Consider the following 25,289-nt stretch of genomic DNA (forward strand, 5'->3'; position numbering starts at 1 on the left):
GGCACGGGTGCCTCCGGGAGGCTGCTCGGGGACGGACGGGCCCTCCTTACCCGGCCACCGCGCGAGCGGAATCGGGCCGTACGGGTGATCCGGGCCGCACGGGTGATCCGGGCGTACAGCCGGCCCGCACCCCGCCCCCGGGCGTCAGCCCGCGATCCCCGGCACGACCAGGCCCGATTCGTACGCGATGACCACCGCATGGGTCCGGTTCTGCGCGCCGAGCTTGGTCAGCACGTTACCCACATGCGTCTTCACCGTCTCCGGGCTCACCCGGCACAGCTCGGCGATCTCCGGATTGGACAGGCCGGTGGCCATCAGGCGCAGCACCTCCTCCTCCCGGACCGTCAGCGCCGCCCGCGGCAGCGCCTCGGCGGAGGCCAGCGGGCGGGCGGTGACCATCCGGCCCAGGGCCGCCGGGAAGAGGACCGCCTCACCGGCGGCGACGACCCGCACCGCCTCCGCGATCCGGGGCACGGGGAGCCGCTTCAGGACGAAGCCGCTCGCTCCGGCGCCGAGCGCGGCGGTGACGTAACCGTCGTTCTCGAAGGTGGTGATCACCACGACCTTCGGCGGTTCGCCCGGTCCGGCGAGCAGCTGCCGGGTGGCCTCGATGCCGTTGAGGCGGGGCATCCGTACGTCCATCAGCACCACGTCCGGCCGCAGCTGCCGGGCCTGCCGGACCGCGTCGACGCCGTCGGCCGCCTCCCCGTCGACCGTGATCCCGGGCTGCATCCCGAGCAGGGTGCGCAGACCGCTGCGGGTCACCGCGTCGTCGTCCGCGATCAGGAGGGTGACGGGGGCGTCCTGGCCGGTCATGCGGGCACGCGTACGGGCAGCCGGACGGCGAGCCGCCAGTGCTCCGCGCCGTCCGGGCCGGCCTCGATCTCGCCGTGCAGCAGGCGTACGCGCTCGGTGAGCCCGGGCAGGCCGTGTCCGGACGTCGGGAAGGTGCCCGGACCCGTGCCCCTGCGGTTGACGACCGTCAGCTCCAGCGTGTCCGGCGTGGCCGTCACGGTGACCCGGACCGGTCCTTCCGCGCCGTGCCGGACCGCGTTCGTCAGGCCCTCCTGGAGGATGCGGTACGCGGCCCGGGAGAGCGTCCCCCGCACCCGCGCGAGGTCGCCCGACAGCTCGGGCTCGACCGCCGCGCCCATGTGCCGCACGCGGTCGAGGAGTTCGGGGAGGTCGGCGAGGGTGCGGGCCGGTGCCGTCCCGCCGTGCTCCTCGCGGAGCATGCCCAGGACGTAGTCCAGATCCTCCAGCGCGGCCCGGGACGACTCCTCGATGCTGCGCAGGGCGGCGCGGGCCGCGACCGGGTCGGCGGACAGCACCTCGCCCGCGACGGCCGCCTGGATCGTGGCGGCCGTCAGGGTGTGGCCGATGGAGTCGTGCAGCTCGTGGGCGAGCCGGTTTCGTTCGGCGAGGGCCCGTTCCCGTTCGGCCGCCAGCGCCAGCCGTTCGGCCGGTGAGGGGCCCAGCAGCCGGGGCGCCAGCCACCGCAGGGCGTATGTGACGGCCGGGCACAGGACGGCCGCGAGCAGCAGGCAGCCGAGCGCCGCCGCCCAGCTCCGCGGGCCGCTGTCCAGCCGCAGCGTCGAGCCGCCCAGGCTCACCCCGGCCTCGGCACCGGCCCAGCCGCCGGGCAGGACCAGGCCCATGACGAGGAGGAGGACGCTCAGCTGCGCCACCCAGCCCAGGGCCACCTGCGCCAGCAGCCAGAGCGGGGTCCGGCGGCGGTCGGCGCGCGGGCCCCCGGCTACGGGGTCCGGCAGCGGCACGGCGAGCATCCGCCGGGCGCAGGCGACGAGCACCCGCCGTGTGGTGCGGGCCAGCCCGACGGCGGCGATCAGCACGGCCCAGACCAGCGCGGTGAGCACGTACGCCGCCCCCACCGGGGCGGATGGCCACGCCATCGCCGGCAGCGCCGCGAAGGGCAGCAGCGGGAGGCTCGCCAAGGCGCCGCAGTAGGCGAAGAGCGCACCCGTATATGTGGAGCCGCGCAGCAGCGGCCGGAACCCCTTGAACATGATCAGGCCAGTATGACCGGCCCTCCCACCTGCGGCCTCCCCCGACCGGGGGAGCGGATTCTCCCGCCTTTACGCGATGTCCCGGGGCCGCCCCGGAAACCAGACTCGGCCCCCGCACCAGCCGAACCGGAGGGAATCCCGTGAACACCCGCACAACCGAGACACCGACGAAGAACGGACCGGCCACGGCCGCCATGGTCCTGGGCATCGCCGGGCTCCTCACCGCCCCCGTCTTCGTCGGCGGCCTCCTCGCCGTGGCCGGCCTGATCCTGGGCATCGCCGCGCTGATGGCGGCCGGGCGGACCGGTGTCGGCCGGGGCAAGGCCGTCACCGCGCTGGTGACCTCCTCGCTGGCGATCGTGCTGTCCGCCCTGGCCGTCGTCCTCCTGCTCTGGTACGCGAACCGGACGCAGGAGTGCTACCGGCCCGACAGCCTGCACGAGTACGCGCAGTGCGTCCGCCTGCACTTCGACGAGAACTGACCCGGGAACGGACCTCACCGTGCGCATCGGAAACACCCACGCGATCCGCCTGCTCGTGGCGGCCTCCCTCCTGATCCCGACGGCGGCCTGCGCCGCGTCCGAACCGCCCGGCGACCCCCTGAAGCCGTACACGCACCAGGAACTCCGGTGGAAGCCCTGCGACACCGAGAAGCCCGGCGCGCTCCGGTGCACGACGGTCAAGGTGCCGCTGGATTACGCCGAACCCGACGGCCGGACGATCGGCATCGCCGTCTCCCGGCTCCGGGCGAGCCGTCCGAAGGAGCGGCACGGCGTCCTGCTGCTCAACCCGGGCGGGCCCGGCGCGCCGGGTCTCGACCTGCCCGCCGACCCGAACCTGAAGCTCCCCACGCAGGTGAAGCAGCGGTACGACCTCATCGGCTTCGACCCGCGGGGCACCGGACGCAGCGCCCCCGTGAGCTGCGGGCTGACCGTCGAGGAGCAGGCCGACCACCCGTACAAGGCCGCGACGTTCGCGAAGGACGTGGCCCGGGCCCGTACGGTCGCCGAAAAGTGCCGGGCGGCCGCCGGTGACGAGCTGGCGCAGCTCACCACCCGTAACAGCGCCCGGGACCTGGACGTCATCCGGGCCGTGCTGGGCGAGCGACGGATCTCCTACCTGGGCATCTCGTACGGCACTTACCTCGGGGCCGTCTACATGCAGCTGTTCCCCGGGCGGACCGACCGGTTCGTGCTGGACAGCGCGACCGATCCCACGCGGGTCTACCGGGGCATGTTCCAGGACATGGCGAAGGCGGCCGAACAGGCCCTCACGCGCTGGGCCGGCTGGACCGCCCGGCGGGACCGGGAGTTCGGGCTCGGTACCACCCCGGCCGCCGTCCGCGCGGCACTCCGCGACCTGATCGCGCGGGCGGACCGTGAGCCCGTCGTCTTCGAGGGGCAGGCCCTCGGCGGCGACAACATCCGCGCGAACAGCCGCGTGTTCGTCCACGTCCGGCAGGCCGCGGAGTGGATCGCCGGGCTGCGGAAGGCGGCCGGGAACGGAGCCCGGCCGTCCGGGGAGCCGGGGGAGTCCGACGACGCCTATGTCTCGGCCGCCTGGTCCTACATGTGCGCCGACACGCACACCTGGCCGCGCGACCCCGAGCGCTACCGCCACGAGGCGGTCCGCGACCGGGCCCGCTATCCGCTGTACGGCGACTTCGCCGCGGCCATCACCCCGTGCGCCTTCTGGCAGCCGGGCGGCGAGCCGCGCACCACCATCGACAACACGGCCGGCGCGCTGATCACCCAGAACGAGTGGGACCCGCAGACCCCGCTCTTCGCGGGCCGCGCCATGCACCGTGCCCTGCACGGCTCCCGGATGGTCACCGTCACCGGCGGCGAGGGACACGGCGTGCTGTACGCGCCGGACACCGGCTCCTGCGCGGACGCGACGGCCACGGCGTACCTGACCACGGGGAGGCTGCCGGCGAAGGACGTGGCCTGCCGGAATTAGTACCAGGGCCGGTCGTCCGGGGTGGGCAGGGGGCGCAGGGCCGGCCAGTTGTGCAGCAGGCGGGTGGCCAGGGTGGAGGCGAGGCGGCCCAGGGCGTGCAGGTGGTCGTGGTCGCGGGTCAGGTCCGCGACGGCGCCCAGGCGGTGCACGAGGCGTTCGCGGGCGGAGACGTAGCCCCACTCGAAGTCCTCGGCGGCCACCCGGGCGAGCTGGTCGGCCGTCCCCCGCCGCGCCCGTTCGACCAGCGCGTCGCCCCGGATCAGCCAGCCCGCGCACGCGTCGGCGAGGTCGCCCGGCACGTCGCGCCCGGTGAGGTCCCGCCAGGTGGACCGGTAGACGGCCTCCACCTCCGTGAGCGGGGCCGCCGTGACCGACAGGGCGCACCAGCAGGTGGGGAAGCCGATGCGGAAGTACGCCAGCTCGACCAGGCCGTTGCCGAGCGCGGCCCCCTCGAAGTCCACGAAGCGGACGCCGTCCGGGGTGCGCAGGTCGTTGCCGGGGCACGGGTCGCCGTGGAGCAGCGCGTGGTGCCCGGTGGGGTCGAGCCGCGCCAGGAGCCCGGCGAGCTCGTCCGGGACGGCGGCCGGTACGGGCACGTCGAGCGCCCGGGCGAGGCCGAGAAACGACTCCGCGTCAGCTGCCGTGGGACCCGCCCAGGCGGGGAGCGCGCCCGCGTCGGCGGGCCCGGTCAGGGCATGCAGCCGGGCCAGCGCGTCGGCGTACCCCGGCATCCAGTCCTCGGTCCGGCCGAGGTCGTCCACGTACTCAAGCAGCATCACCCGCGCGCCCGGGTCCGTGGCCAGCAGCGCGGGAGCCACGGACCCGCGCCCCGCCAGCCGCAGCCCGGCGGTCTCCCGGGCGAACCGCGCGTCCGCGCCGGCGGCGGCGTCCCCGTCGTCGGTGATCTGCTTGACGATCACGGCCCGCCCGTCCTCCGTCCGTGCCCGCCACACCCGGGACCGGGGGCTGCTGTCCAGGGGCTCGGCCTGCGCGGGGATGCCGCCCAGGGCGGCGAGCAGGGGGGCGGTCAGCGGGAGGGGGTTCGGCATGGGGAGGAGCGTATCCGGGGCGTACGACGACGGCGTCGTTCTTCTCCGTATCCGTATCCCATGGGCCCATGCTGGGCTGTTACGGGGAAACCTCCGGCCGCGGGCGGCACGTGTGCCCGCGCGGGGCGTGCCCGGCGCGCAGACTGGGGGTTTCCCCGGACCTTGTGAGGGCGGAGTCATGACGGACGGACCCGTGGCGGAGCTGCACCCCGACTACAGCAGTGCCGGTGCGACGGCGACCCCGTGGGCCGAGGTGGTGGCCGTCCTCGAACGGGCCGAGATGTTCTGGCTCTCGACGGTCCGCCCGGACGGGCGGCCGCATGTGACGCCGCTGCCGGCGGTGTGGTTCGACGGTGCGCTGCACTTCACGACGGGCCTTGAGGAGCAGAAGGGCCGCAACCTCACCCGTAACCCGAACTGCGCCCTGACGACCGGCAACAACGCGTACGGGCAAGGGCTCGACATTGTGGCCGAGGGCCCCGCCCTGCGCGTCGCCGAGCGCGGGACCCTGGAACGGCTCGCGGAGCTGTGGATGGCGAAGATCGGATGGCCGTACGACGTGGTCGAGGACGGCTTCCGACACCGCCCGGAGGGCCCTCAGCCGGAGACCTCCGAGGCGCCCGGCGCGGTCGTCCCGGTGTTCGCGGTCCGCCCGGTGAAGATCCTCGCGTTCGGCCGTGGCGAGGCGTTCAGCCAGACCCGCTTCCGGCCGTGAGCGCTGAGCCACCCGCGCAGGCTCCCACAATTACGCCCCGCCGCCGCAGGCACCCCCGTACGCTGGACCCCGGCACTTGACCTTCCTGTTGCATTCCCTTTGCGCAGAGGAGAGTTGACTTGCGCAGGCACCGCCGTACCGGCAGAAGCTGAGGGGTCAGGCAATGGAGATCGCACAAACGCTCGCGCTCATCGCGGCCACCGTGACGACGGGGCTGGTCAGCGGGCTGTTCTACGGCTTCGCCATCTCCGTGATGCCGGCGCTGCGCGGGGCGGGGGACCGTACGTTCATCGATGTGATGCAGCGGGTCAACGTGGCCATCCTCAACGGGTGGTTCGTGCTCGGCTACATCGGGGCCCTGGTGTTCACCGGGCTCGCGGTGGGGCTCCAGTTCGGTGGCGGGGACCGGGACGCGGTGGTGCCGACCGTCGCGGCGCTCGTCTGCTACATCGCGTCGATGGGGGTGACCAGCCGGCTGAACATCCCGCTGAACAACGCGCTGGACGCGGCGGGCCCGGTGGACGGGATCGCCCGGCCGGAGGCGGTGCGGGCGGCGTTCGAGGGGGCCTGGGCGCGGGGGAACGTGCTGCGGACGCTGCTGTGCATCGCCGCCACGGGGCTGCTGTGCTGGGCCCTCGTCCTCAACGGCGGCAGCTGATACGCGCGGGAGGGCGGGTACGGGGCTCGTGCCCGTACCCGCCCTCCCCGGGGCGCCGGTTCAGCGGCCGGCGGACAGCAGCGCTTCCGCGCGGCCGTGCAGTTTGGCGGCGTACGCCGCGCAGCCGAGGGCCGCCGTGTTGAGGAGCGTACGGAAGATGTTGACGGTCTCCCAGGTGCCCTTGAACTTGTCGACCAGGGAGAAGTCGTGGATCTTGGCCGGGTCGCCGAGGTCGGCGAGCTGGTTGTTGAGCGGGATCTCGACGCCCATCGTGAGCATCAGGACGACGAGGTAGAGGACGGCGGCGAGACCGGCCCACAGGGCGATGGTCTTCCGTCCCCGGCGGAACTCCAGGAACGCGGCGAGGCCCGCGGCGACGATGGCCCCCATGAAGATGAGCGCGAACAGGCCGTTGCCGTCGATCATCGCGTTGAACTGCTGCATCGCGGTCACGTAGGTGCGGTCGTCGGTCTTGGCGAGGCCGGGCATGACGGAGACGTCGTAGGCGAAGAACAGGCCGGCCATGAGCCCGAGCGTGATCACCGAGATCATGTGCAGCCAGCCCGCGGCCTTGTTCGGGCGGTCCTCCCGCGGCGGCACGGGCGCGGCGGGCTGCCCCCACGGCTGCTGGTACGGCGCCTGCGCGCCGGTGGGGCTCTGCTGCGGGTACTGATTGGGTGTCATCGGTACGTCCTCGCTCTTGTCCGGTTCGTAAGTAGGGTGCCGAGGCGCGCTGTTGACGAGGATAGAGGTGCTTTTGCTCCCGCCGCGGGCGCGGAGGCCGCCCTGGACAGGATCACCAGCGTTCCTCCAGCGAACGTCGAGCGATACTCGAACGGGCGTGCCCGGGTGCGACGGATCAGCGGATGCGCATCTGCGCCATCATGCCCATCGCGGAGTGGTCGAGCAGGTGGCAGTGGTAGACGTAGGTGCCCCGGTAGGAGTCGAAGGTCGCCTGGAGTTTCACGGTCTCGCCGGGCAGCAGGCACACGGTGTCCTTCAGCCCCGCCTCGGCCCCGGTCGGCGACTTTCCGTTGCGTTCCAGGACGCGGAACTGCACCAGGTGCATGTGGAAGTTGTGCGGCACGTCGGTGTTGGTGTTGGTGACGGTCCAGACCTCGCTGGCGCCGTACGGGATCTCGGTGTCGATGCGCGCCGGATCGTAGACGCGGCCGTTGATGGTGCCCTGCGGTTCGCCGCCGACGACGGCGACGTTCAGGTCGAAGGAGCGCCGCCCGGTCACCGGCGGCAGCGGCGGCAGTGTGCGCAGTACGGGCGGCACCCGGCTCGGGTCGGGGGCCTTGCGCACCACGTCGAAGCGCATGACCTTGCCCGTCCGGCCGGGATCGCCCGGGCCGAGGGTGTTCTCCAGGACGAGCCGGGTGCCGACCGGGTAACGGGAGAAGTCGATGACGACATCCGCGCGCTCGGCCGGTGACAGGAGCAGCGAGTCGGTGGTGAAGGGGCGCGGCAGCAGGCCGCCGTCGGAGCCGATCTGGGTGAAGGACGAGCCGTCGGCCAGCCGCAGCGCGAAGAACCGCAGGTTGGACGAGTTCAGCAGCCGGAAGCGGTACTTGCGGGCGGCGACCCGGAGGTACGGGTACGGCTTGCCGTTCGCGAGGATCGTGGAGCGGCCCGCCGCGTCGTCCAGGATGTACAGCAGCTGCCCGTCGTCGTCGAAGTGGGCGTCGCGCAGCGCCACGGTGACGTCGTAGCGCCCGGCCGGCAGCGGCAGCGCCTCCTCCACGTCGTCGGTGAGCAGATAGCTGCCCGACAGGCCCCGGTAGCAGTTCTCGGACTCCGAGTGGTGGGCGTGGTCGTGGTACCAGAGCGAGGCGTGCGGCTGCTGGTTCGGGTACGTGTAGGTGCGGCTCGTCCCGGAGGCGAAGGTGTTCATCGGGCCGCCGTCGCTGGCGACGGGCACCGAGGCGCCGTGCAGGTGCACCGAGGTGTCCACGCCCAGCCGGTTGTGCTGGCGCATCACCACGGGGCGCCCGGAGCGGGCCCGGACGATGCCGCCGGGGAAGTGCCCGTCGTAGGTGAGGACGTCGGTGCTCAGGCCCGGCAGGATCGCGGCGCGGGTGCGGCGCATCGTGATGTCGTAGACGTCGGCGCCGCCGCGCGTCGCGTCGGGGGTCAGCACGGGCAGCAGGGGCAGCGGCACCTGGAACGGCTGGACGGCGGGGCCCACGGGGGCGGCCGGGCCGGTCGCGGCGGCGTCCTCGCGCGTGGCGGCGCCCGCCGTCATCAGCGGGGTGAGGGCCGCGCCGGTGAACAGCCCGGCGCCGGTGACGCTCAGGGCGGTCATCAGAGTGCGTCTGGTCACCATCACGGAACTCCTGCTGCTTGATTCGGCGGACGCGCCGAGTGCAGCAAGGGCGGCTCGCACGTGTCTCGGGGGCGGCTAGGGCGGGCGCGAGGTCGGTCGCTTTATCCCGGTACACCCGGGAATGCCGCTTGAGAACGCGTCCAGACCCGGCCCAGATCCGCCAGGAATCCGCTTGCGGCCGGCTTGCGCTCCGCTCCGTATACCTGAGCCGTCCGCTGCCCCACGCCCCTGCCCACCTGCCCCCACCGGAAGGCCGACCGTGGATCTTCGTTACTGGCTGCCGCGTGCCGTAGACGTGGCCGAACACTGGGGAGAACGCTTCGGCCCGTACCGGGAGCACCCGTCGCACCTGGTCGGGGACGAGGAGTTCGGTGCCGCGTTCGCCGCATTCTCGAAGCGGCTGGACGACAACTATCCGTTTTTCCATCCGAGCTACGCGGGGCAGATGGTCAAGCCGCCCCATCCCGCGGCGGTCGTCGGCTACGTCACCGCGATGCTGTTCAACCCGAACAACCACGCCGCCGAGGGCGGTCCGGCCACCACCGAGATGGAACGCGAGTGCGTGGAACTGCTCGCCGGGATGTTCGGCTTCCGGGGCTCGCACCTGGGCCATCTGACGACGAGCGGGACCATGGCCAACCTGGAGGCGCTGTACGTGGCGCGCCAGACGCATCCCGGACGCGGCATCGCGTACAGCGCCGAATGCCACTACACGCACGCCCGCATGTGCGGGGTGCTCGGCGTCGAGGGACACCGGGTGCCCGCCGACGGACTGGGCCGCATCGACCTGGACGCCCTGGAACGGCTGCTCGCGGCCGGCCGGGTCGGCACCGTGGTGGTGACCACGGGGACGACGGGGCTGGGGGCGGTCGACCCGGTGCACGAGGTGGTACCGCTGGCCCGGCGCTACGGCGTACGGGTGCATGTGGACGCCGCCTACGGCGGGTTCTACGCGCTCCTCGGGCGCTCGGACCGGCCCGAGGGCATCGACGTACGACCGTGGCGGGCCATCGCGGACTGCGACTCGGTCGTCGTGGACCCGCACAAGCACGGCCTCCAGCCCTACGGGTGCGGGGCGGTGCTGTTCAACGACGACGCCGCCCGGAACCACCTCGCGCACGACTCGCCGTACACCTACTTCACCGAGGCCGCACTGCACCTGGGCGAGATCAGCCTGGAGTGCTCGCGGGCCGGGGCGGCGGCCGCCGCGCTCTGGCTGACGCTGCAACTGCTGCCGCTGACCCGGGACGGCTTCGGCGAGATCCTGGCCGGCAGCCGCCGCGCGGCCGTCGGATGGGCGGAACGCATCGAGGCGTCCGAGGAGCTGGAGACGTACCAGGCACCCCAGCTGGACATCGTCAGCTACTTCCCCGCGACGCGGCCGCTGACGCTGTCCGCCGTCGATGCCGCGTCCGGCCGGCTGCTCACGGACGGCATGCACGCGGAACGGGACCCCGTGTTCCTCAGCGTGCTGCGGACCGACGCAGCGGACTTCGCGCGGCGCAGACCCGATGTGGTGGCCGACGCCGCCACGGCCCGGGTGCTGCGCAGCGTCCTGATCAAGCCGGAAGCCGAACTCCATCTGGACCAGCTGCACGCCCGGGTGGCTCGGCTGGCACACCCCTCATCGAACGGGAGGAAGACTTCGTGACCCACCTGTCCACGTTCCCGCCGCCCCTGCCGACGGCACCCCGGCCGGCCCTGCGGCGCGCCCGACGCGACGAGACCGGCCCCCTCGCGGCGCTGCTGGCGGACGCGTTCCACGACGACCCGCTCACCCGCTGGATCACCCCGGACCCGGAGCGCAGGGCGCGGGTGCTGCCCGGCCTGTTCGAGGTGTTCCTCGACATGTCCTTCGGGTACGACGCGGTGACCTGCACCCCGGACCTGGACGCCGTGCTGCTGTGGACGCCGCCGGGCGCCCAGGCCGAGCTGGAGGCGCGGGGCGAGGAGTTCGCCGGGCGCTTCGAGGACGTCCTCGGTGTCCGCGAGGCCGCCTCGCTGGCGCTGATCGCCGAGCTCCAGGCGTCCCGGCACCCGGCCCGGCCGCACTACTACGCGTCGTTCGGCGCGGTGCGCGGCGGCGCGCGCGGCCGGGGGCTGCTCGGCGCGCTCGTCGCCGGGGTGCTGCGGGAGGCCGACGCGGCGGGCTGCGGAGCCTATGCGGAGGCCAGTTCGCCCGGCGGCGAGGCGTCGGCGCGGAATCAGGGCTTCGTACGGCTGGGCGAGGACATCGTGCTGCCGGACGGCGGGCCGCGCCTCCGGCCGCTGTGGCGGGAGCCGCGATGAGGGGCGACAGCCGGTTGCAGATCTACACGCCGGGTCAGGTGGACCGGGGTCTCGTGCCGGCCGGACAGCTCGGGCCGCTGCGCGAGGTGCTGGAGTGGAGCCGGACCTTCCTGGTGTCGAGCCATCCCGAGCTGGGCCGCAGCGGCCCGGTCTGCCCGTACACCCAGCCCTCGCTGCGCGCCGGCCGGTTCCTGCTCGCCGTGCCAGCGCAGAGCACCCCGGCCGCGCTGCCCGGTGCCGTGGAGGCGCTGCGCAGCTGGTACGAGCGGCTGGCGTCGGAGCTCCCGGAGGACGAACGCGAACTCCTCACCGTACTGATGGTGCTTCCCGACCTGGACCATACGGACCCGGCGGCCCTGGACCTGTTGCAGGCGGACGCCAAGGACGACTTCGTGGCCCAGGGGCTGATGATCGGCCAGTTCCATCCGCTGTGCGCCGAGCCGGGGCTGTGGAACGAGGACTTCGCACCGCTGCGCTCGCCGGTGCCGCTGCTCGCGGTGCGCCGGCTGCTGGTCTTCGACCTGCCGTTCCTGGTCGGCGCGGACCGGCACATCGACCACTATCTGCGCCGGTTCGCCCCCGATATCCCGGCCCGGGTGCGCGACCAGCTGGTCAACCGCGTCGTGTCCTGACGGCGGGGCGGGCAACGCGAAGGGGGCTCCGTGGCCACGGAGCCCCCTTCTTCACACGGTGCGGACACTCACGACGGATGGAGGGCCGGCTGTACGGTGTGCCGGCTGTTCTCCAGGGTGCGCAGCCACTCGCCGGGGTCGCCGCTGCGCAGCAGGGCGGTGCCGACGAGGAGGCCCTTGTAGCCGGCGTCGAGCAGCCGGGCTGCCGTCTGCGGGCTGTCGATGGCGCTGGCGCTCACCGGGCAGGGGGTGCCGCTCGCGTGCAGGGCGGGCAGCAGGTCGAAGCTGCGGGCCAGGTCGCCCCGGTCGCGCTCGCGGGTCTTGATGTCCTTGTTGTTGACGGCGATGACGCACTCGTCGGCGTGCGGCACGGACGCGATCTCGGCCTCGGTGGTGGCCTCGACGAACGGGGTCAGGCCCGCGCCGAGCGCCGCGACGGTGAGCCCGCGCAGGGCGGACGCGGAGAGCAGTCCGGCGGTGAGCAGGACGGCCGACGCACCGAGCTCCCGCGCGGTCTCCAGCTGGTCCTTGCGGGTGATGAAGTCCTTCTGAAGCAGGGGGAGTTCGGTCAGCCGGGCGACATCGCGGAGCAGTTCGCGGGTGCCGCCGAACCAGCGGCCCGTGACGACCGAGATGCAGGGCGCCCCGGCCTTCTCGTAAGCGGTGACGATCTCCGCGGGGGTGTGGCCTGAGATGAGGTCGAAGCCGAACGCGTCGCGCCGCTTGACCTCCATCACCAGGGGCTGCGGGGCCGACAGCAGGGACTCGATGAAGGGAAGGCTCATGGCTGCTCCGTAGGCCGTGTGGTGGGGATGTCCGTGGCGGAAGGAGTGCGGGGGTCCGGGTGGCCCGGCCCGGTGTTCCAGGCGCGGGCCAGTCCGGCCACCTCGGGTGCGCCGAAGCGGCCGTCGCCGCCGCGGGCCGCGGTGTCGACGTCGATGCCGCGCAGCCGGGGGTGGCTCAGGACCCGTTCGTACGCGGACCTGTTGGTCCGGTCGAGTCCGCCGGCGAGCCAGAACGGCAGGGTGAACCGTTGGGCCAGCCGGAGGACGGTCTCCTCGTCCAGGCGCTGCCCCGTGGAGCCGACGCGGCCGTCGGCGGTGGTGGAGTCGATGAGGAAGAGGTCGGTGCCGGCCCGCTCGTACGCCCCGATCAGGGGACGTTCCGGGCAGGAGCCGTCCATGACGTGCAGCACCTTGACGATGACGGTGTCGGGCAGCGCCGTGCGCAGGGCGCGGACGGTGGCGGGCGGCTGGTAGGCGTGGAGCTGGACGATGCGGATGCCGGTGCGGCGCAGGACGCCCGCGACCGCGTCCGGGTCGCCGAGGAAGGTGACCAGGACGGGGTGCAGGGTGCCGGTGGCGCGGACGGCCGCCGCGAGGGCGGCCACCTCGTGTTCGGGCAGGTCCGCGGGGCCGCCGGGGACGCCGTGCCACAGGCCGACGAGGCGGGCCCCGGCGCCGGCCAGCACCTCGATGTCGCGGGTGCTGGTGGCGCCGCAGACCTTGAGGGTGCGCGGTGCGGACAGGGTGGTCATCGGCCCAGGCCCAGCTTGGACGCGATGCGGTTGTACTGGATCTCGTTGCTGCCCGAGTAGATCGTGCCGCCCACGGCGTTGCGGACGTCGATCTCCAGGCCGTACTCGCTCATGTAGCCGTGGCCGCCGAAGACCTGGACGGCGGTGAGCGAGCCGGCGAGATTCGCCTCGCTGGTGATCAGCTTGGCGATGGCCAGGTCCTCGGTGACGTCCTCCCCCTCCTCAAGGCGTTCGGCGGTGTCGTACAGCCACTTCCTGGCCGACTCCAGGCCGATCTTGGCGTCCACGATCTTGTTGGCGACGGACTGGTAGGAGCCGATCGTCCTGCCGAACGACCTGCGGGTGCGGGCGTACTCGACGCAGCGGTCGAACCGGTGCTGCATCTCCCCCACGTTCACGATGAACGAGAGCAGGATCTCCCGCTTCATCACGTGGTCGAGGACGATGAAGCCGCCGCCCACCCGGCCGAGGACCCGGTCGCGCGGGATGCGGCAGTCGTCGAAGTACAGCTCGCTCAGCGGAGAGGTGCGCAGGCCCATCTTCTTGACGGGCCCGCCGACGGTGAGGCCCGGGGTGTCCCGGTCCACGAGGAACGCGGTCACGCCCAGCGCCCCGCCGTCGGGGTGGGTGCGCGCGTACACGACGAACACGTCGGCGACGGGGCCGTTGCTGACGAAGCACTTGCTTCCGTTCAGCACGAAGTCGTCGCCGTCGCGTTCGGCGCGCGTGGTCATCGCCATCGCGTCGCTGCCGGACTCCGACTCGGTGATCGCATGGGCGCCGATCGCCTCGCCGGAGCTGATCCGGGGAAGGTATTCCGCCTTCTGCGCGGGCGTGCCGAAGCGCATGAGGGGGACGCCGGTGCTGGCGAGCGTGGTGGTGACGCAGAAGTTCAGGCCCGCGTCACGACAGTGCTCGCCGAGCCCTTCCAGGACGTACATGGTGGTGAGGAGGGACTGGCCCAGGCCGCCGTGCTCCTCGGCGAAGGGCAGGGCGAGGATGCCGGCCCGGCGCACCAGTTTCCACTTCTCCCAGGAGAACTCCGCTCGTTCGTCCTGGGCGATGTGGTCGGCGCTGAGTGCCTCGCCCCACCGGGCCAGGCCGGCCCGCAGGTCGGCCTGGTCGGTGTTCCAGCGGATCACTGGGCCCCCTTTCAGAGGTGCGCGTGCGGATCAGTAGGCGGAAGAGCTGTGCGCGTCGAGGCTGTGCACCTCGTCGCCCTGGAGCGCCGGGGTGAAGACGCAGACGAGGCGCAGATCCTCGTGTGGGGAGGCGACGAGGAAGTGCGCGTCGTGCTCGTCGAGGGAGTACAGCCGGCCCGGTGTGATGGGGTGCACGGTGCCGTCGAGTTCGATGACCTCGCCGGAGCCCTCGATGCAGTAGCAGGACTCCAGGTGGTTGCGGTACTCCAGGCGGGACTTGGTGCCGGCGCGCACCGTGGTGTCGGTGATCGAGTAGCCGACGCCGTCGGACTCGGTGAGGAAGCGACGGCTGAGCCCGTTGCCCCAGTCGACGCTTTTAACGGTCTCCAGGTCACGGATGATCATGGTCAACTCCTTGTTCGGATAGGGGTATTGGCCGTACTGGTCTCGTCCGGTCCGGGCTGGAGCGACCGGACGAAGTCGCGCAGTGCCGTGGTGACGGAGCCCTCCTCTTCGAGGGCCCGCGCCACGCGGGCCACGCCCGCGGAGCCGACGATCGCTGCGTCGGCCCCGCTCGCGGCGACCGCCGCGACGTGGCTGCGCGTACTGACCCCGAAGCCGACGGCGATCGGGGAGTTCGTGTGGGCCCGCAGCCCGGCGACGACCGGGGCGAGCGCGGCGTGCCCGGCGGGCGGCGCGGTGCCGCTGCGGCCGTAGTGCGCCACCAGATAGACGTACGCGGATGACTCGTGGGCCGCGCGGGCCCGGGTCTCCTCGGGGCTGGTCGGGTAGCAGGTGGTGACGACGGCGGTGCCGGCCGCCTCGGTCGCCTCGCGGTAGGCGTCCCGCAGCCGGGGCGGCAGGCCGTGCACCAGGAGCCCGTCGGCGCCGGACGCGGTGATGTCCTTGACGGCCGCGCCCAGGTTCCGGCGCTTGAGGGAGTGGCTCCAGTCGGCGAGCAGCGCGATCCGCAGCCGCCGCAGCCCGGGCCGGACGCGGGCGACGAAGCCGAGGACGTCGTCCAGGCCGGTGCCCCGGTCCAGGGCGCGGCGGGCGGAGCGGCGTACGACCGGCCCGTCGGTGAAGGAGTCCGGGAAGGGCACCGCCAGTTCGAGGCAGTCGACGCCCTCCTCGTCCAGCATGTGCACGACCTCGGCGAGCTCGTCCAGGGACGGGTCGCCCGCGTTGAGGAACAGCGTGAGCCCGGGCCGGCCGGGTCCGCGTCCGGTGAAGAAGTCAGCCATGGCGGACCGCCCCCGCCGCCACGGCCTTCCGGGAGCGCAGCCGCTCGACCAGGGCCACGGCGGCCCCGCTGGTGACGGCGTCGTCCGTGGCGTCGAGCGCGTCGCGCCAGGTGGTGTGGTGGCCGGCCGCGAGGGCGAGCGCGGCGGCGTTGAGGCGGACGGTGCCGGTCGCCGCCGGGTGGGCGCGCCCGGCGAGCACGGCCAGGAAGTGGTCGGTGGCCGCGTCCTTGGGCGCGGGGGCCAGCGCCTCGAAGCCGCCGTCGGCCGGGATCAGCGCGCCGGGCTCCAGGACCTGGTCCTCGCCCCGCGCGATGTGCACGGTGTTGCGGGCGAAGCCGAGGAGTTCGTCGGCGCCCCGGTCGTTGCTGGTGAGCCACACCGTGCGGCCGGTGACCGTGGCGGCGAGGCGGCGCAGGTCGTCCAGGGGCATGGTGTGCGAGACCCCGGTGACCTGGGCGGTGACCGGCAGATCGGCGAGGAGGGGGCCGAGCGCGTTGAGGAACCGCCCGAACGGCTTCATGCTCACGGGCGCGATCAGGCGGGCGAGCCGGGCGAGTTCGGCCGGGTAGACGAACGGCCCGGTGAAGGCGATCCCGTCCCGTTCCAGGTGCTCCTCGGTCTGCTCGTACGAGGAGGTGAGGCGCACCCCGAGGCGTTCGAGGAGGTCGACGGAGCCGAGGCTGGAGGTGTAGGCCCGGGAGCCGGACTTGACGACACGCACCCCGGCGGCGGCCGCGACGAAGGCCGCCGCGGTGGAGACGTTGAAGGTGGCGGGACCGCCTCCGGTGCCCACGACGTTGACGGTCGCGGGCCAGGCGGGCCCGGGGCGCGCGGGGCGCCGTTCCATGAGGGTGCCGTGCAGGGCGGCAAGCGTCGCGGGGTCGGGGAGCCGGGTGGTCAGCGAGGCCAGCAGGGCGACGGCCTGCTCCCGGGGGAGCGTGCCGTCGCCGAGCCGGTCCCACAGAGACCGCCAGGTCTCGTGCTCGGCCACCGTGCGCCGCGCCAGCAGGCCGGTGAGCGCGTCGTGCATGGTTAGCCATTCACCTCCTGGCGGGCGCCGGCGACGAAGGTGTCGATGGCGGTGACGCTGCGGAAGTTGTTGGGGTCGAGGTCCGTGTCGTCCACGGCGAGTCCGAAGCGGTCCTCCACCCAGGCGATCAGCTTGAGCAGGCCGAGCGAGTCGATGGCTCCGCTCGACAGCAGGTCCTGGTCGTCGGCGAGTTGGTCCTGGGTGAGGTCCGGCAGGAACTCCTCGATCAGGAACTGCTTGATGGTGGCCGTGTTGCTCATGACGTCCTTCCTTCTACTGTGGTCAGCCGGCGGGACTGGTCCGGCGCCCGGGACGGTCCGCTCAGCCGGTCGAGCGCGGTGCGGTCGACCTTTCCGGTGGGGGTCTTGGGCAGCGGTTCGTCGGTGATCCGCAGGACGCCGGGGACCGCGGCCCTGGGCAGGGCGCGGGCGCAGTGTTCCTTCAGGAGCAGGCTGTTGAGCCCGCTGCCGGGTGCGCGCCGCACCCCGGCGACGAGCCGTTTGCCGGTGAGCGGGTCGGGCTGCGCGGCGACCCCGGCCTCCAGGACGGCGGGGTGGCTGAGCAGCACCTGCTCGATCTCGGCGGTGTTGACGGCGACGCCGCGTACCTTGACCTGGAAGTCGCTGCGCCCGGTCAGATGCAGCAGCCCGTCGGCGTCGCGCCGGACGAGGTCGCCGGTGCGGAACCAGGCACCGTCGTCGTGGCCGAGCGGGTGGCCGGTGAACCGGCCCCGGCTGCGGGCCGGGTCGAGGTAGCCGGCGGTCTGGAACGGCGTCCTGACGTGCAGCTCGCCGGCGCCGGGGCCGGTGACCTCCCGGCCTTCGGCGTCCAGCACGAGCACCGAGACCCCGGGGAGCGGGGTGCCGATGGGCAGCGGGCCGGATTCGGTGGCCGGGGTGCCGACGTCGTACGTGAAGCTGTCGTTGGTCTCCGTGCAGCCGTAGATGTTGGTGAGGCGGGCGGCGGGCAGCATCTCGCGGAGTTCGGCCAGGGTGCGTTCGGGCAGGGCGTCGCCGGTGAAGGCGGCCCGGCGCACCGAGGGCAGCAGCACGCCGGCCCGGCGGGCGGCGTCCAGCACGAGCCGGTAGAACATCGGCACGGCCTGGACGATCTCCACGTCGTGCCGGAGCAGCAGGTCCAGCAGATGGCGTCCGTCGACGGCCTTGTCCGGGTCCACGAGAACGACGCGGCCGCCGTGTGCGAGGGTCGTCCACACGTCGAGGAAGCAGAGGTCGAAGTTGAGCGGCGCGTAGTTGAGGACGGTGGTCCCGGGTGCGACGGCGAAGGCGGGCCCGGCCCAGCTGACGAACCGGTCCACGGCCTGCTCGTCCAGCGGCACGGTCTTGGGCAGCCCGGTGGAGCCGGACGTGGTGAGCATGAAGGCGGTACGGGGAGGCACCGGGTAGGCCGCCGAGCGGGCCGGGACCCGCACCCCGCGCGGTTCGCCGCCCGGCGTCAGCACGTATCCGCAGCCTGCCTGCGCGAACAGCCGGGTCAGCAGCTGCTCGCCGAGGTGCGGGGAGGGCAGCAGGAACGGGCGGTGGGCGAGCAGGCAGCCGAGGACGAGCGCGATGGCGGCGGGCGACTTCTCGGCGAGGATGCCCACGGGTTCGCCGGCCGGCGGCCCGAGCAGGGCGAGGCGCTCGCGTTCGCGGCCGGCGCTCTCGTACAGCTCGCGATAGCTGGTCTCCTCGCCGTGCCAGACCAGGGCGGGCGCGTCGGGGCGCTCGCGGACCTGGGTGAGGAAGCCGGGGAGCAGTCCGGTGATGGGGCCCTGGCCGGTCATGGCCGCCGTCCCGCCAGCCGGGCCCAGCCGCTCTTCACGGCGATGCCCGAAGGGGTGCGGCAGGTGAAGCGGACCAGGGTGCGGTCGGCGTCCGGGGCCAGTTCGATCCGCAGCGGGACATCCGGGACCACGGGGGCGGAGAACCGCCCGCTGACCGCGCGGACGCGGGTGACGTCGCCGTCCGCGTACCGGTCGGCGATCTCCTCGACGGCCAGGGCGAGCACGCTCATCCCGTGCGCGATGACGCCGGGGAAGCCGGCCTCCTCGGCGGCCCGGCCGTCCAGGTGGATCGGGTTGAGGTCGCCGGAGGCGTGGGCGTAGCCGCGAATCCAGGCGGGGGTGAGCCGGTGCTCGGCGACGGCCGGTTCACCGGCTCCGCCGGACGGGGCGGGCGCGGCCGTTGCCGGGATCCGGCCGAAGGGCTCGATGGCGGCGGCGCCCACCAGCAGGGCGCTGGTGAGGAGTTCGGCGCGCGGGGTGCCGTCCTCGCCGGTGAGGCGGGCCCGAACGGCGACGCGGGTGCCCTTCGGTTCGCGGCGGGCGCCGGCCACGTCGAGGCCGACGGTGATCCGCTCGCCGGGCAGCGGGGGCTGCTCGATGTGGATGTCCTGGGCGAGGTGGACGACGGAGACGGGCTCGGGCTCGGCCGCGGCCAGGTCGCGTACGGTCGCGTCGGCGAGGGTGTGCGCGAGGACGAAGGCGTGCACCGGCGAGGCGCCGGGCTCCCCGGCCGCGGGCAGGTCCGCGCGGACGGCGGCCCGGAAGGCGGCCACCTCGTCGGGGGTGAGGGTGCGGATGGCGGTACGGGGCTGGGCGGCGGGCTGCGCGTCGGCCTGGGCGGTGGGCTGGGCGGTGGGCTGGGCGGTGGTCGTCATACCGGCGCCACCACCATGCTCGCGTTGTGGCCGCCGAAGCCGAAGGAGTTCGACAGCGCGGGTCCCAGGGCGACGGGCCGTGGGCTGGTGTGCACCACGTCGATCTCCATTCCTGGCTCCAGGTGTTCGTGGTTGGCGGTGGGCGGCACCTCTTGGGCGCGCATCGCCTGGACGGCGGCGATGATCTCGACGGCGCCGGCCGCTCCGATGAGGTGGCCGATGACGCCCTTGGACGCGGTGACGGGCGGGCCGTCCGAGCCGAAGACCTTGGCCAGGGCCGTCGCTTCGGCGCGGTCGTTGTGCGGGGTCGAGGTGCCGTGCGCGTTGATGTGGGCGATCTCGTCGGGGGCGAGCCCGGCGGCGGTGAGCGCACCGGTCATCGCGGCGACCGCGCCGGCCCCGTCGGCCAGCGGCATCGACAGGTGGTAAGCGTCCGAGGTGGCCGCGTACCCGGCGATCCGGGCATAGCTGCGGGCGCCCCGGGCCAGCGCGTCGTCCAGGCGTTCCAGGACGACGAAGCCGGCCCCCTCCCCCATGACGAACCCGTCGCGGTCCCGGTCGAAGGGGCGGGAGGCGTGCGCCGGGTCGTCGTTGCGCCCGGAGACCGCGTTCAGGTTCCCGAAGGCGGCGAGGGTGACCGGGCTCAGGGTGGACTCGCAGCCGCCTGCGATCGCCACGTCGGCCCGGCCCGACTCCAGGAGCGCGGTGGCGTGCCCGATGGCGTCGACGCCGCTGGCGCAGGTGGTGGCGATGGTGGTCGCGGGGCCGGTCCAGCCGAGGCGCATGGCGATCTGGGCGGCCGCCGCGTTCGGCATGGTCAGCAGCGGCATCAGCGGATTGACCCGGTGCGGGCCCGCCTCGCTGTAGTGCGCGGACTCGCGGTCGCTGGTGGCGCGGCCGCCCACCGCGTTGCCGACGACGATCGCGGTGCGCCCGGGCTCGGGAACCGGGGCGCCGGCGTCGCGGTGGGCGGCGAGCGCGGCCGTGGTGCCGTACAGCGCGAAGGGGTCCATGCGCCGCGCGTCCTTGGCGGACACGAGGGCGTCGGGGCCCTGGGTGTCGAGTCCGGCGACCCGGCAGCCGATCCGGACCCGGTGGCGGGACAGGTCCAGGTGGTCGAGCGGGGCCGCGGTGGAACGGCCGGCGCGGAGCGCGGCCCACAGGGCGTCGGGGGTGCACCCCGCCGGGGTGACCACACCGATCCCGGTGATCACCACCGGGGTGCGGTGGGAGGCTGCGGCTGTCATCTGTCTGGTCTCCGTCAGGTGTCCCGGGGGGGCTGGACCGGCCGGTCAGGCCGGGATGATGCCGCACTCGCGGGCGGACTTGATGAACGCGTCGGCGGCGAAGTCGATGTCCTCGGGCGTGTGCCGCGCGGTCACCGCGATCCGCAGCCTGGCCAGGTCGTTGGGGACGGCCGGGGTGACCACGGGGATGCCGATGACGCCGTGCCGGCGGCAGGCGGTGGCCAGGTCGTACGCCTTCTCGTCGGAGCCGGCGATCAGCGGCAGCACCGCGGTCTCGCTGTCCTGGGTGCGCAGCCCCTGGGCGTTGACCAGGGCGCGCAGCCGGGCGGACTCGCGCTGGATGTGGGTGACCCTCTCCGGTTCGCGTCGCAGGATGCGCAGGCTCTCCAGGGCGGCGGCGGCCTGGGCCGGGGCGAGGGCGGCGGAGAAGAGGAACGGCCGGGCGGCGTAGCGCAGGTGGCCGATGAGTTCGGCGGGTCCGGCGACCCAGCCGCCCATGGACGGGATGCCCTTGGACAGGGTGCCGAGCTTGATGTCGGCCTGCACCCGCTGGTCGAAGTGCTCCTCGATGCCGCGCCCGGTGGCGCCGATGACGCCGAGCGCGTGGGCCTCGTCGACCATGAGCAGCGCGTTGTGCTCGTCGCACACCTTGCGCAGCTCGGGCAGCGGGGCGATGTCGCCGTCCATGGAGTAGACGCTGTCGACGATGACGAGCCGCACCCCGTCGGGCGAGGCGGCGGCCAGGCGCCGGTCGAGGTGGTCGACGTCGTTGTGCCGGAACCGGGTGACGGTGGCGCCGGAGAGCCGGCAGCCGTCCACGATGGAGGCGTGGTCGTACTTGTCGATGAAGACGGTGTCGCCGGCGCCCACGAGACCGCCGACGGTGCCCACGTTCGCCGCGTAGCCCGAGCTGAAGACCATGGACGCCTCGCGGTCCGCGAAGCCGGCCACCTCGGCCTCAAGCTCCTCGTGCAGCGGGATCGTCCCGGCCAGGGCGCGCACCCCGTGGTTGCCGGTGCCGTACAGGTCGACGGCGGCCTTGGCGGCGGCGACGACGCGTTCGTCGCCGCCCAGACCGAGGTAGCTGTAGCCGGACATCATCAGCAGCCGTTGTCCGTCGAGATCGGCGTAGGCGCTGTCCCGCTCGACCGTGTAGGAGACGAAGCTGTTGCGGCGCTCCGGCTCGGACTCCAGTGCCGCGACGCGCCTGTTCGTGACGGCCATCTTCGGCGCCAGCCGTTCCCAGCCTCCGGTTGCGTTCACGTGGGTCTCCTCAGACTGATTCAGTCGGCCGGCGAACGGCCTATTACATGACAGGATTTCTACGCCGCGCTCCGCAACGCGGCCGCAACAAGGAAGCCGGAGCCCTTCTTGAATTACGCTCGAAGCCGCTCGGGATTCACTAGAAATCCCCTGGTGAACGCATGGAGAAGGGCGGATTCATGGGCCCTCGATTCAGCGGAACTTGGGCTTCCACTCATTCCCCCCGGTATGTTCCCGGGCTCAATTGACACGGCCTGAACGCCCCTGCGAGGGTCACGTCGACATCACGGGGAATGGCGAGAACCGAACGGCGCAAAGGGAAAGCAACGGCGCCGTGTTCCCCGCTCGGTTCCTGATCTGCCGCAGGGGGAGTGTCGACGTGTTGATCCGGCTCGTAGGACTTGTCAGCATCGAGCACGAGGCGGAACCGCCCCGGCATCTGTCGAGCGCACAGGCCCAAATCGCCTTCGCCCGGCTCGTCCTGGAGCGCTCCGCGGGCACCGGCCGCGACCAGCTAGCGGACACGCTGTGGCCGCAGGGCCTGCCCGACACCTGGGCGTCCGCGCTGCGCAGTGTCGTCAGCCGGGTGCGGTCCTTCGTCACCAGCGCGCACCAGAAGCCCGGCGAGACTCCGCTGGTCGCCCAGAGCGGGCGGTATCTGCTGCACCTGCCGGGCGACGCGGTGACCGATGTGGAGACGGCCGAGGCGTCGGTCTCCGAGGCCCGGCAGGCGTGCCGGGAGGGCGCGCACGCGGTGGCCCTGCAACTGGCCTCCGGCGCGGTCTCCAATCTGCGCGGCGCGTTCCTGCCCGCCCACGAGGGCGAGTGGGTGAACACCACCCGCGAGCGCATCGAGGCGGTACGGCTGAGCGCCCTGGAGCTGTCCAGCGCCTCGGCCGCCGCGCTCGGCAACAGCCACCACGCCCTGCGGTACGCCGACGAGGCGGTGCGCAGGGCGCCGTTCCGGGAGAGCGCGCACCGCTGCCGGATGACGGCGCACGCCGCCGCCGGCAACCGGGCCGACGCGCTGCGCGTCTACCAGCAGCTGCGCGAGCTCCTGTCGGACGAGCTCGGCATCGAGCCGGCCCCGTCCACCCAGACGCTCTATCTGGACCTGCTCCGCGAGCCCGACCCGGCCCGCGAGGCGGCCCGTGCGATGGCCCCGTACAGCGGCCCGGCGGCCGTCGACCCGCTGCTGATGAGCGCGTACGCCCCCCTGCTCCCGCCGGCCGCGTAGGCGGCCCTGCCCGGACAGGGAAACGTCCGCGGAATGCTCCTGCGAAATCCGGTTCGCAGGAGCATTCCGCGGACATTTCGTGCGGAATTTTTTTCCCCGGGGGGCTTTCCTGGGAAAGCCCCCCGGGCGGATATCAGGTGATGGTGACGCCGCTGTCGATGCTGATGACCTGGCCGGTCATGCAGTCCTGGTCGAGGAAGAGGGCGGAGCTGCGCGCGACCTCTTCCACGGTCACGAAGCGGGGCACCGGCGCCTTCTTCTCCATCGATTCCACCACGTGGTCGGGGAGGGTCTGCGTCATGCCCGTGATCATGAATCCGGGCGAGAGCGCGTTGACCGTGACGCCGCGCCGTCCGCATTCGGCGGCCAGTGTCCGGGTGAAGCCGATCAGGCCGGCCTTGGACGCGGAGTACGCCGTCTGCCCGGCCGTCGCGATCAGGCCCGACGGCGAGACCACGTTGATGACCCGGCCCCACCGGTTGCGCAGCATGTGCGGGACGCACACCCGGGCGGTGTGGAAGGAGCCGATGAGGTTGGTCTGGATCACCGCCGCCCAGTCCTCGGGCTTCTGCATCGCCATGACCTGGTCACGGCGGATCGCGCCGTTGTTGACGAGGACGTCGACCGGGCCCAGCTGCTCGGCGATCTGCGCGTGCATCGCCGTGACGGCCTCGTACGAGCCGACGTCGCCGGTCACCAGGACGGAGTCGTTGGTGAGCTTCTCCCGCACCGCGAGCGCGGCGTCCTTCGCGCTGTTGTAGTGGACGGCCACCTTGCAGCCGAGGGCGTCCAGTTCGATCGCCAGCGCCTGGCCGAGCCCGCCGGAGGCGCCCGTCACCAGGGCGACGGGGTGCTCGGGCCGGACGCCGGCGGGCTTCTGCGTACTCATCGTGTCCCTCCGCGCCATTCGAGGAGCATGGAGCCCCAGGTCATGCCTGCGCCGAAGCCGGCCAACAGGACCAGATCGCCGTTCTCGATGCGGCCCTCGTCCAGCGCCTCGGCCAGTGCGATCGGGATGGACGCGGACGCCGTGTTCCCGTACTTGTGCAGGTTCGCGACCAGGGCCTCGGGCGGCAGCCCGGTGTGGCTGAGGATCGAGTTGATGATGCGGATGTTGGCCTGGTGCGGGATGACGTGGCGTACGTCGGCCGCCTCGACCTTCGCGTTCTTCAGCGTCTCCCGGACCGTACGGACCGTGTACCGCACGGCGTTCAGATAGATCTCGTTCCCGTTGATCTGCGCGTAGTGCAGACCCTGGCGCACCGTCTCCTCGGTGGTCGGCATACGGCTGCCGCCCGCGAGGACCTTGAGGCTGCCGGTGCAGCTGCCGTCCGCGCCCAGGTTCCAGGCCAGGACGTTGCTGTCGGCCGCGGGGACGAGCACCACGGCTCCCGCGCCGTCCCCGACCAGGATCGACAGGTCCCGGTCGGCGGGGTTCGCGGTCAGCGTGTGGGTGTCGGAGCCGATGAGCAGGATCGGCCGCGGGTCGATCGCGATGAGGGCCATCGCGGAGACGAGCCCGTAGACGAAGCCCGCGCACTCGGAGTTGACGTCGTGCGCGCTGCCGGCGATGCCCAGTTCGTGGTGGACGAACGCGGACGTCGCCGGCGAGGGCTGCTCGGGCGTGGCGGTGGCGACGATCAGATGAGCGATGTCGCCGCCGCTCAGGCCCGCCTTGGCGAGGGCACGCCGGCCGGCCTCGACGGCCAGCGAGGCAGTCGTCTGGCCGGGCCCGACGGCGCGCCGTTCACTGATCCCGCACCGGCTGGTGATCCAGTGCTCGTCCACGCCGAAGCGCTCGGCGAGCTCCGCACTGGTGACCACCTTCTCGGGGACGGAGATGCCCCACCCGGTGATGTCGAAGCCGTTCATGCGCGCCCGCTCAGCCCTGCGCCGGCACGAGCGCCAGGATGCGGTCGTACACGTGGCGCAGCGTCGTGGTGTCGTCCAGGTCGGCGAAGAGCGACTCGTCGGCCGGGATGTCCGGGTAGGTGTTCTGGAACCCGTACAGCCACTCCATGAGGTCCAGCGAGTCCACGTCCGGAATGTGCTGGAGCGGGTGGTCCGGGTCGACCTTCTGGGCGCCGGACACGGCCTCCAGCTGGCTCGCCAGTTCTTCGATGGTGGGCAGAGACATGAGTGAGGTCCTTCCTCCGCAGGGCTTGGCCTTTTCGAGACGCATGGAACCCGTACGCACGCAACCGGCGCGCAACAGCCGGCGCCCCCGTCGTGTTGCACCTCTCTTGCGACGCGGGGGTTTTCTTCGTCTC

At 72.9% G+C, this 25,289-nt stretch carries 27 protein-coding genes; 8 read left to right on the forward strand and 19 right to left on the reverse strand.

Annotated features, from left to right (window positions below):
- Positions 1–144: 144 nt before the first annotated feature.
- Together OG338_RS30130 and OG338_RS30135 are read right to left on the reverse strand one after the other, a co-directional pair.
- A complete protein-coding gene (locus tag OG338_RS30130; RefSeq protein WP_331741794.1) occupies positions 145–816 on the reverse strand; it encodes a response regulator transcription factor in 672 nt (223 codons plus the stop codon).
- Positions 813–2,027, reverse strand: a complete 1,215-nt coding sequence (locus tag OG338_RS30135; protein WP_331741797.1) for a histidine kinase — start codon at positions 2,025–2,027, stop codon at positions 813–815. The genes OG338_RS30130 and OG338_RS30135 overlap by 4 nt, the downstream gene beginning before the upstream one ends.
- Before the next feature lie 140 nt (positions 2,028–2,167).
- Here OG338_RS30135 and OG338_RS30140 point away from each other — a divergent pair, with 140 nt between their 5' ends.
- Entirely contained in the window at positions 2,168–2,509 is a 342-nt protein-coding gene (locus tag OG338_RS30140) for a DUF4190 domain-containing protein (RefSeq protein ID WP_331741800.1), read from the forward strand.
- A gap of 19 nt (positions 2,510–2,528) precedes the next feature.
- Positions 2,529–3,986 carry an alpha/beta hydrolase gene (locus OG338_RS30145; protein ID WP_331741802.1) on the forward strand — a complete coding sequence of 486 codons (1,458 nt, stop codon included), beginning with the start codon at positions 2,529–2,531 and terminating at the stop codon, positions 3,984–3,986.
- Here OG338_RS30145 and OG338_RS30150 read toward each other — a convergent pair.
- The gene (locus OG338_RS30150; RefSeq protein WP_331741806.1) at positions 3,983–5,035 is read right to left on the reverse strand and encodes a phosphotransferase; all 1,053 of its coding nucleotides are present in this window, start codon (positions 5,033–5,035) and stop codon (positions 3,983–3,985) included. The genes OG338_RS30145 and OG338_RS30150 overlap by 4 nt on opposite strands.
- A gap of 178 nt (positions 5,036–5,213) precedes the next feature.
- Between OG338_RS30150 and OG338_RS30155 the strand changes: the two genes are divergently transcribed.
- Together OG338_RS30155 and OG338_RS30160 are read left to right on the forward strand one after the other, a co-directional pair.
- On the forward strand, positions 5,214–5,750 hold the full coding sequence (locus tag OG338_RS30155; protein ID WP_331741809.1) for a pyridoxamine 5'-phosphate oxidase family protein: 537 nt from the start codon (positions 5,214–5,216) through the stop codon (positions 5,748–5,750).
- Between the two features lie 163 nt (positions 5,751–5,913).
- Positions 5,914–6,408, forward strand: coding sequence for a DUF1772 domain-containing protein (locus OG338_RS30160; RefSeq protein WP_331741812.1), 495 nt, complete (start codon positions 5,914–5,916; stop codon positions 6,406–6,408).
- Positions 6,409–6,468: 60 nt separating this feature from the next.
- Here OG338_RS30160 and OG338_RS30165 read toward each other — a convergent pair whose 3' ends face one another.
- Together OG338_RS30165 and OG338_RS30170 are read right to left on the reverse strand one after the other, a co-directional pair.
- Positions 6,469–7,092, reverse strand: a complete 624-nt coding sequence (locus OG338_RS30165) for a DUF1772 domain-containing protein (RefSeq protein WP_331741815.1) — start codon at positions 7,090–7,092, stop codon at positions 6,469–6,471.
- 175 nt (positions 7,093–7,267) lie between these two features.
- Positions 7,268–8,737, reverse strand: coding sequence for a multicopper oxidase family protein (locus tag OG338_RS30170; protein ID WP_331742028.1), 1,470 nt, complete (start codon positions 8,735–8,737; stop codon positions 7,268–7,270).
- A gap of 259 nt (positions 8,738–8,996) precedes the next feature.
- Here OG338_RS30170 and OG338_RS30175 point away from each other — a divergent pair, with 259 nt between their 5' ends.
- The 3 genes from OG338_RS30175 to OG338_RS30185 are packed head-to-tail and all read left to right on the forward strand — an operon-like array spanning position 8,997 to position 11,658.
- A complete protein-coding gene (locus tag OG338_RS30175; protein WP_331741818.1) occupies positions 8,997–10,388 on the forward strand; it encodes an aminotransferase class V-fold PLP-dependent enzyme in 1,392 nt (463 codons plus the stop codon).
- Positions 10,385–11,026: a hypothetical protein gene (locus OG338_RS30180; RefSeq protein WP_111339829.1), complete on the forward strand. Its 642-nt coding sequence runs from the start codon at positions 10,385–10,387 to the stop codon at positions 11,024–11,026. The genes OG338_RS30175 and OG338_RS30180 overlap by 4 nt, the downstream gene beginning before the upstream one ends.
- Positions 11,023–11,658, forward strand: a complete 636-nt coding sequence (locus OG338_RS30185; protein ID WP_331741824.1) for a DUF6875 domain-containing protein — start codon at positions 11,023–11,025, stop codon at positions 11,656–11,658. Before OG338_RS30180 ends, OG338_RS30185 begins: the two co-directional genes overlap by 4 nt.
- 68 nt (positions 11,659–11,726) lie before the next feature.
- Here the strand turns inward: OG338_RS30185 and OG338_RS30190 are convergent, their stop codons facing one another.
- The 11 genes from OG338_RS30190 to OG338_RS30240 are packed head-to-tail and all read right to left on the reverse strand — an operon-like array spanning position 11,727 to position 21,782.
- Positions 11,727–12,443 (reverse strand): indole-3-glycerol-phosphate synthase, encoded by a 717-nt coding sequence (locus OG338_RS30190; RefSeq protein WP_331741828.1) that lies wholly within the window; start codon positions 12,441–12,443, stop codon positions 11,727–11,729.
- Entirely contained in the window at positions 12,440–13,195 is a 756-nt protein-coding gene (locus OG338_RS30195) for an N-(5'-phosphoribosyl)anthranilate isomerase (protein ID WP_331741831.1), read from the reverse strand. Before OG338_RS30195 ends, OG338_RS30190 begins: the two co-directional genes overlap by 4 nt.
- On the reverse strand, positions 13,192–14,337 hold the full coding sequence (locus OG338_RS30200) for an acyl-CoA dehydrogenase family protein (protein WP_331741834.1): 1,146 nt from the start codon (positions 14,335–14,337) through the stop codon (positions 13,192–13,194). Before OG338_RS30200 ends, OG338_RS30195 begins: the two co-directional genes overlap by 4 nt.
- Before the next feature lie 30 nt (positions 14,338–14,367).
- The gene (locus OG338_RS30205; RefSeq protein ID WP_111339834.1) at positions 14,368–14,742 is read right to left on the reverse strand and encodes an ectoine synthase; all 375 of its coding nucleotides are present in this window, start codon (positions 14,740–14,742) and stop codon (positions 14,368–14,370) included.
- Between the two features lie 2 nt (positions 14,743–14,744).
- A complete protein-coding gene (gene trpA / locus OG338_RS30210; RefSeq protein WP_331741838.1) occupies positions 14,745–15,581 on the reverse strand; it encodes a tryptophan synthase subunit alpha in 837 nt (278 codons plus the stop codon).
- The gene (locus tag OG338_RS30215) at positions 15,574–16,611 is read right to left on the reverse strand and encodes a hypothetical protein (RefSeq protein WP_331741841.1); all 1,038 of its coding nucleotides are present in this window, start codon (positions 16,609–16,611) and stop codon (positions 15,574–15,576) included. The genes trpA and OG338_RS30215 overlap by 8 nt, the downstream gene beginning before the upstream one ends.
- Before the next feature lie 2 nt (positions 16,612–16,613).
- Complete coding sequence (locus OG338_RS30220) at positions 16,614–16,871, reverse strand: phosphopantetheine-binding protein (RefSeq protein WP_331741844.1); 258 nt, start codon at positions 16,869–16,871, stop codon at positions 16,614–16,616.
- Positions 16,868–18,397: an AMP-binding protein gene (locus OG338_RS30225; protein ID WP_331741848.1), complete on the reverse strand. Its 1,530-nt coding sequence runs from the start codon at positions 18,395–18,397 to the stop codon at positions 16,868–16,870. The genes OG338_RS30220 and OG338_RS30225 overlap by 4 nt, the downstream gene beginning before the upstream one ends.
- Positions 18,394–19,272 (reverse strand): MaoC/PaaZ C-terminal domain-containing protein, encoded by an 879-nt coding sequence (locus OG338_RS30230; RefSeq protein ID WP_331741851.1) that lies wholly within the window; start codon positions 19,270–19,272, stop codon positions 18,394–18,396. The genes OG338_RS30225 and OG338_RS30230 overlap by 4 nt, the downstream gene beginning before the upstream one ends.
- A complete protein-coding gene (locus OG338_RS30235) occupies positions 19,269–20,519 on the reverse strand; it encodes a beta-ketoacyl-[acyl-carrier-protein] synthase family protein (protein WP_331741854.1) in 1,251 nt (416 codons plus the stop codon). The genes OG338_RS30230 and OG338_RS30235 overlap by 4 nt, the downstream gene beginning before the upstream one ends.
- 45 nt (positions 20,520–20,564) lie before the next feature.
- Positions 20,565–21,782 (reverse strand): aminotransferase class I/II-fold pyridoxal phosphate-dependent enzyme, encoded by a 1,218-nt coding sequence (locus OG338_RS30240; RefSeq protein WP_111339841.1) that lies wholly within the window; start codon positions 21,780–21,782, stop codon positions 20,565–20,567.
- A 379-nt stretch (positions 21,783–22,161) separates the two neighbouring features.
- Between OG338_RS30240 and OG338_RS30245 the strand changes: the two genes are divergently transcribed.
- Positions 22,162–23,019 carry a BTAD domain-containing putative transcriptional regulator gene (locus tag OG338_RS30245; protein WP_405940577.1) on the forward strand — a complete coding sequence of 286 codons (858 nt, stop codon included), beginning with the start codon at positions 22,162–22,164 and terminating at the stop codon, positions 23,017–23,019.
- 133 nt (positions 23,020–23,152) lie between these two features.
- Here OG338_RS30245 and OG338_RS30250 read toward each other — a convergent pair whose 3' ends face one another.
- The 3 genes from OG338_RS30250 to OG338_RS30260 are packed head-to-tail and all read right to left on the reverse strand — an operon-like array spanning position 23,153 to position 25,156.
- The gene (locus tag OG338_RS30250; protein ID WP_331741862.1) at positions 23,153–23,908 is read right to left on the reverse strand and encodes an SDR family NAD(P)-dependent oxidoreductase; all 756 of its coding nucleotides are present in this window, start codon (positions 23,906–23,908) and stop codon (positions 23,153–23,155) included.
- On the reverse strand, positions 23,905–24,891 hold the full coding sequence (locus OG338_RS30255; RefSeq protein WP_111339843.1) for a 3-oxoacyl-ACP synthase III family protein: 987 nt from the start codon (positions 24,889–24,891) through the stop codon (positions 23,905–23,907). The genes OG338_RS30250 and OG338_RS30255 overlap by 4 nt, the downstream gene beginning before the upstream one ends.
- A 10-nt stretch (positions 24,892–24,901) precedes the next feature.
- Positions 24,902–25,156, reverse strand: a complete 255-nt coding sequence (locus tag OG338_RS30260) for a hypothetical protein (protein ID WP_331741866.1) — start codon at positions 25,154–25,156, stop codon at positions 24,902–24,904.
- Positions 25,157–25,289: the final 133 nt, after the last annotated feature.

Source organism: Streptomyces sp. NBC_00726 (assembly GCF_045161735.1).
Taxonomy (GTDB): Bacteria; Actinomycetota; Actinomycetes; order Streptomycetales; family Streptomycetaceae; genus Streptomyces.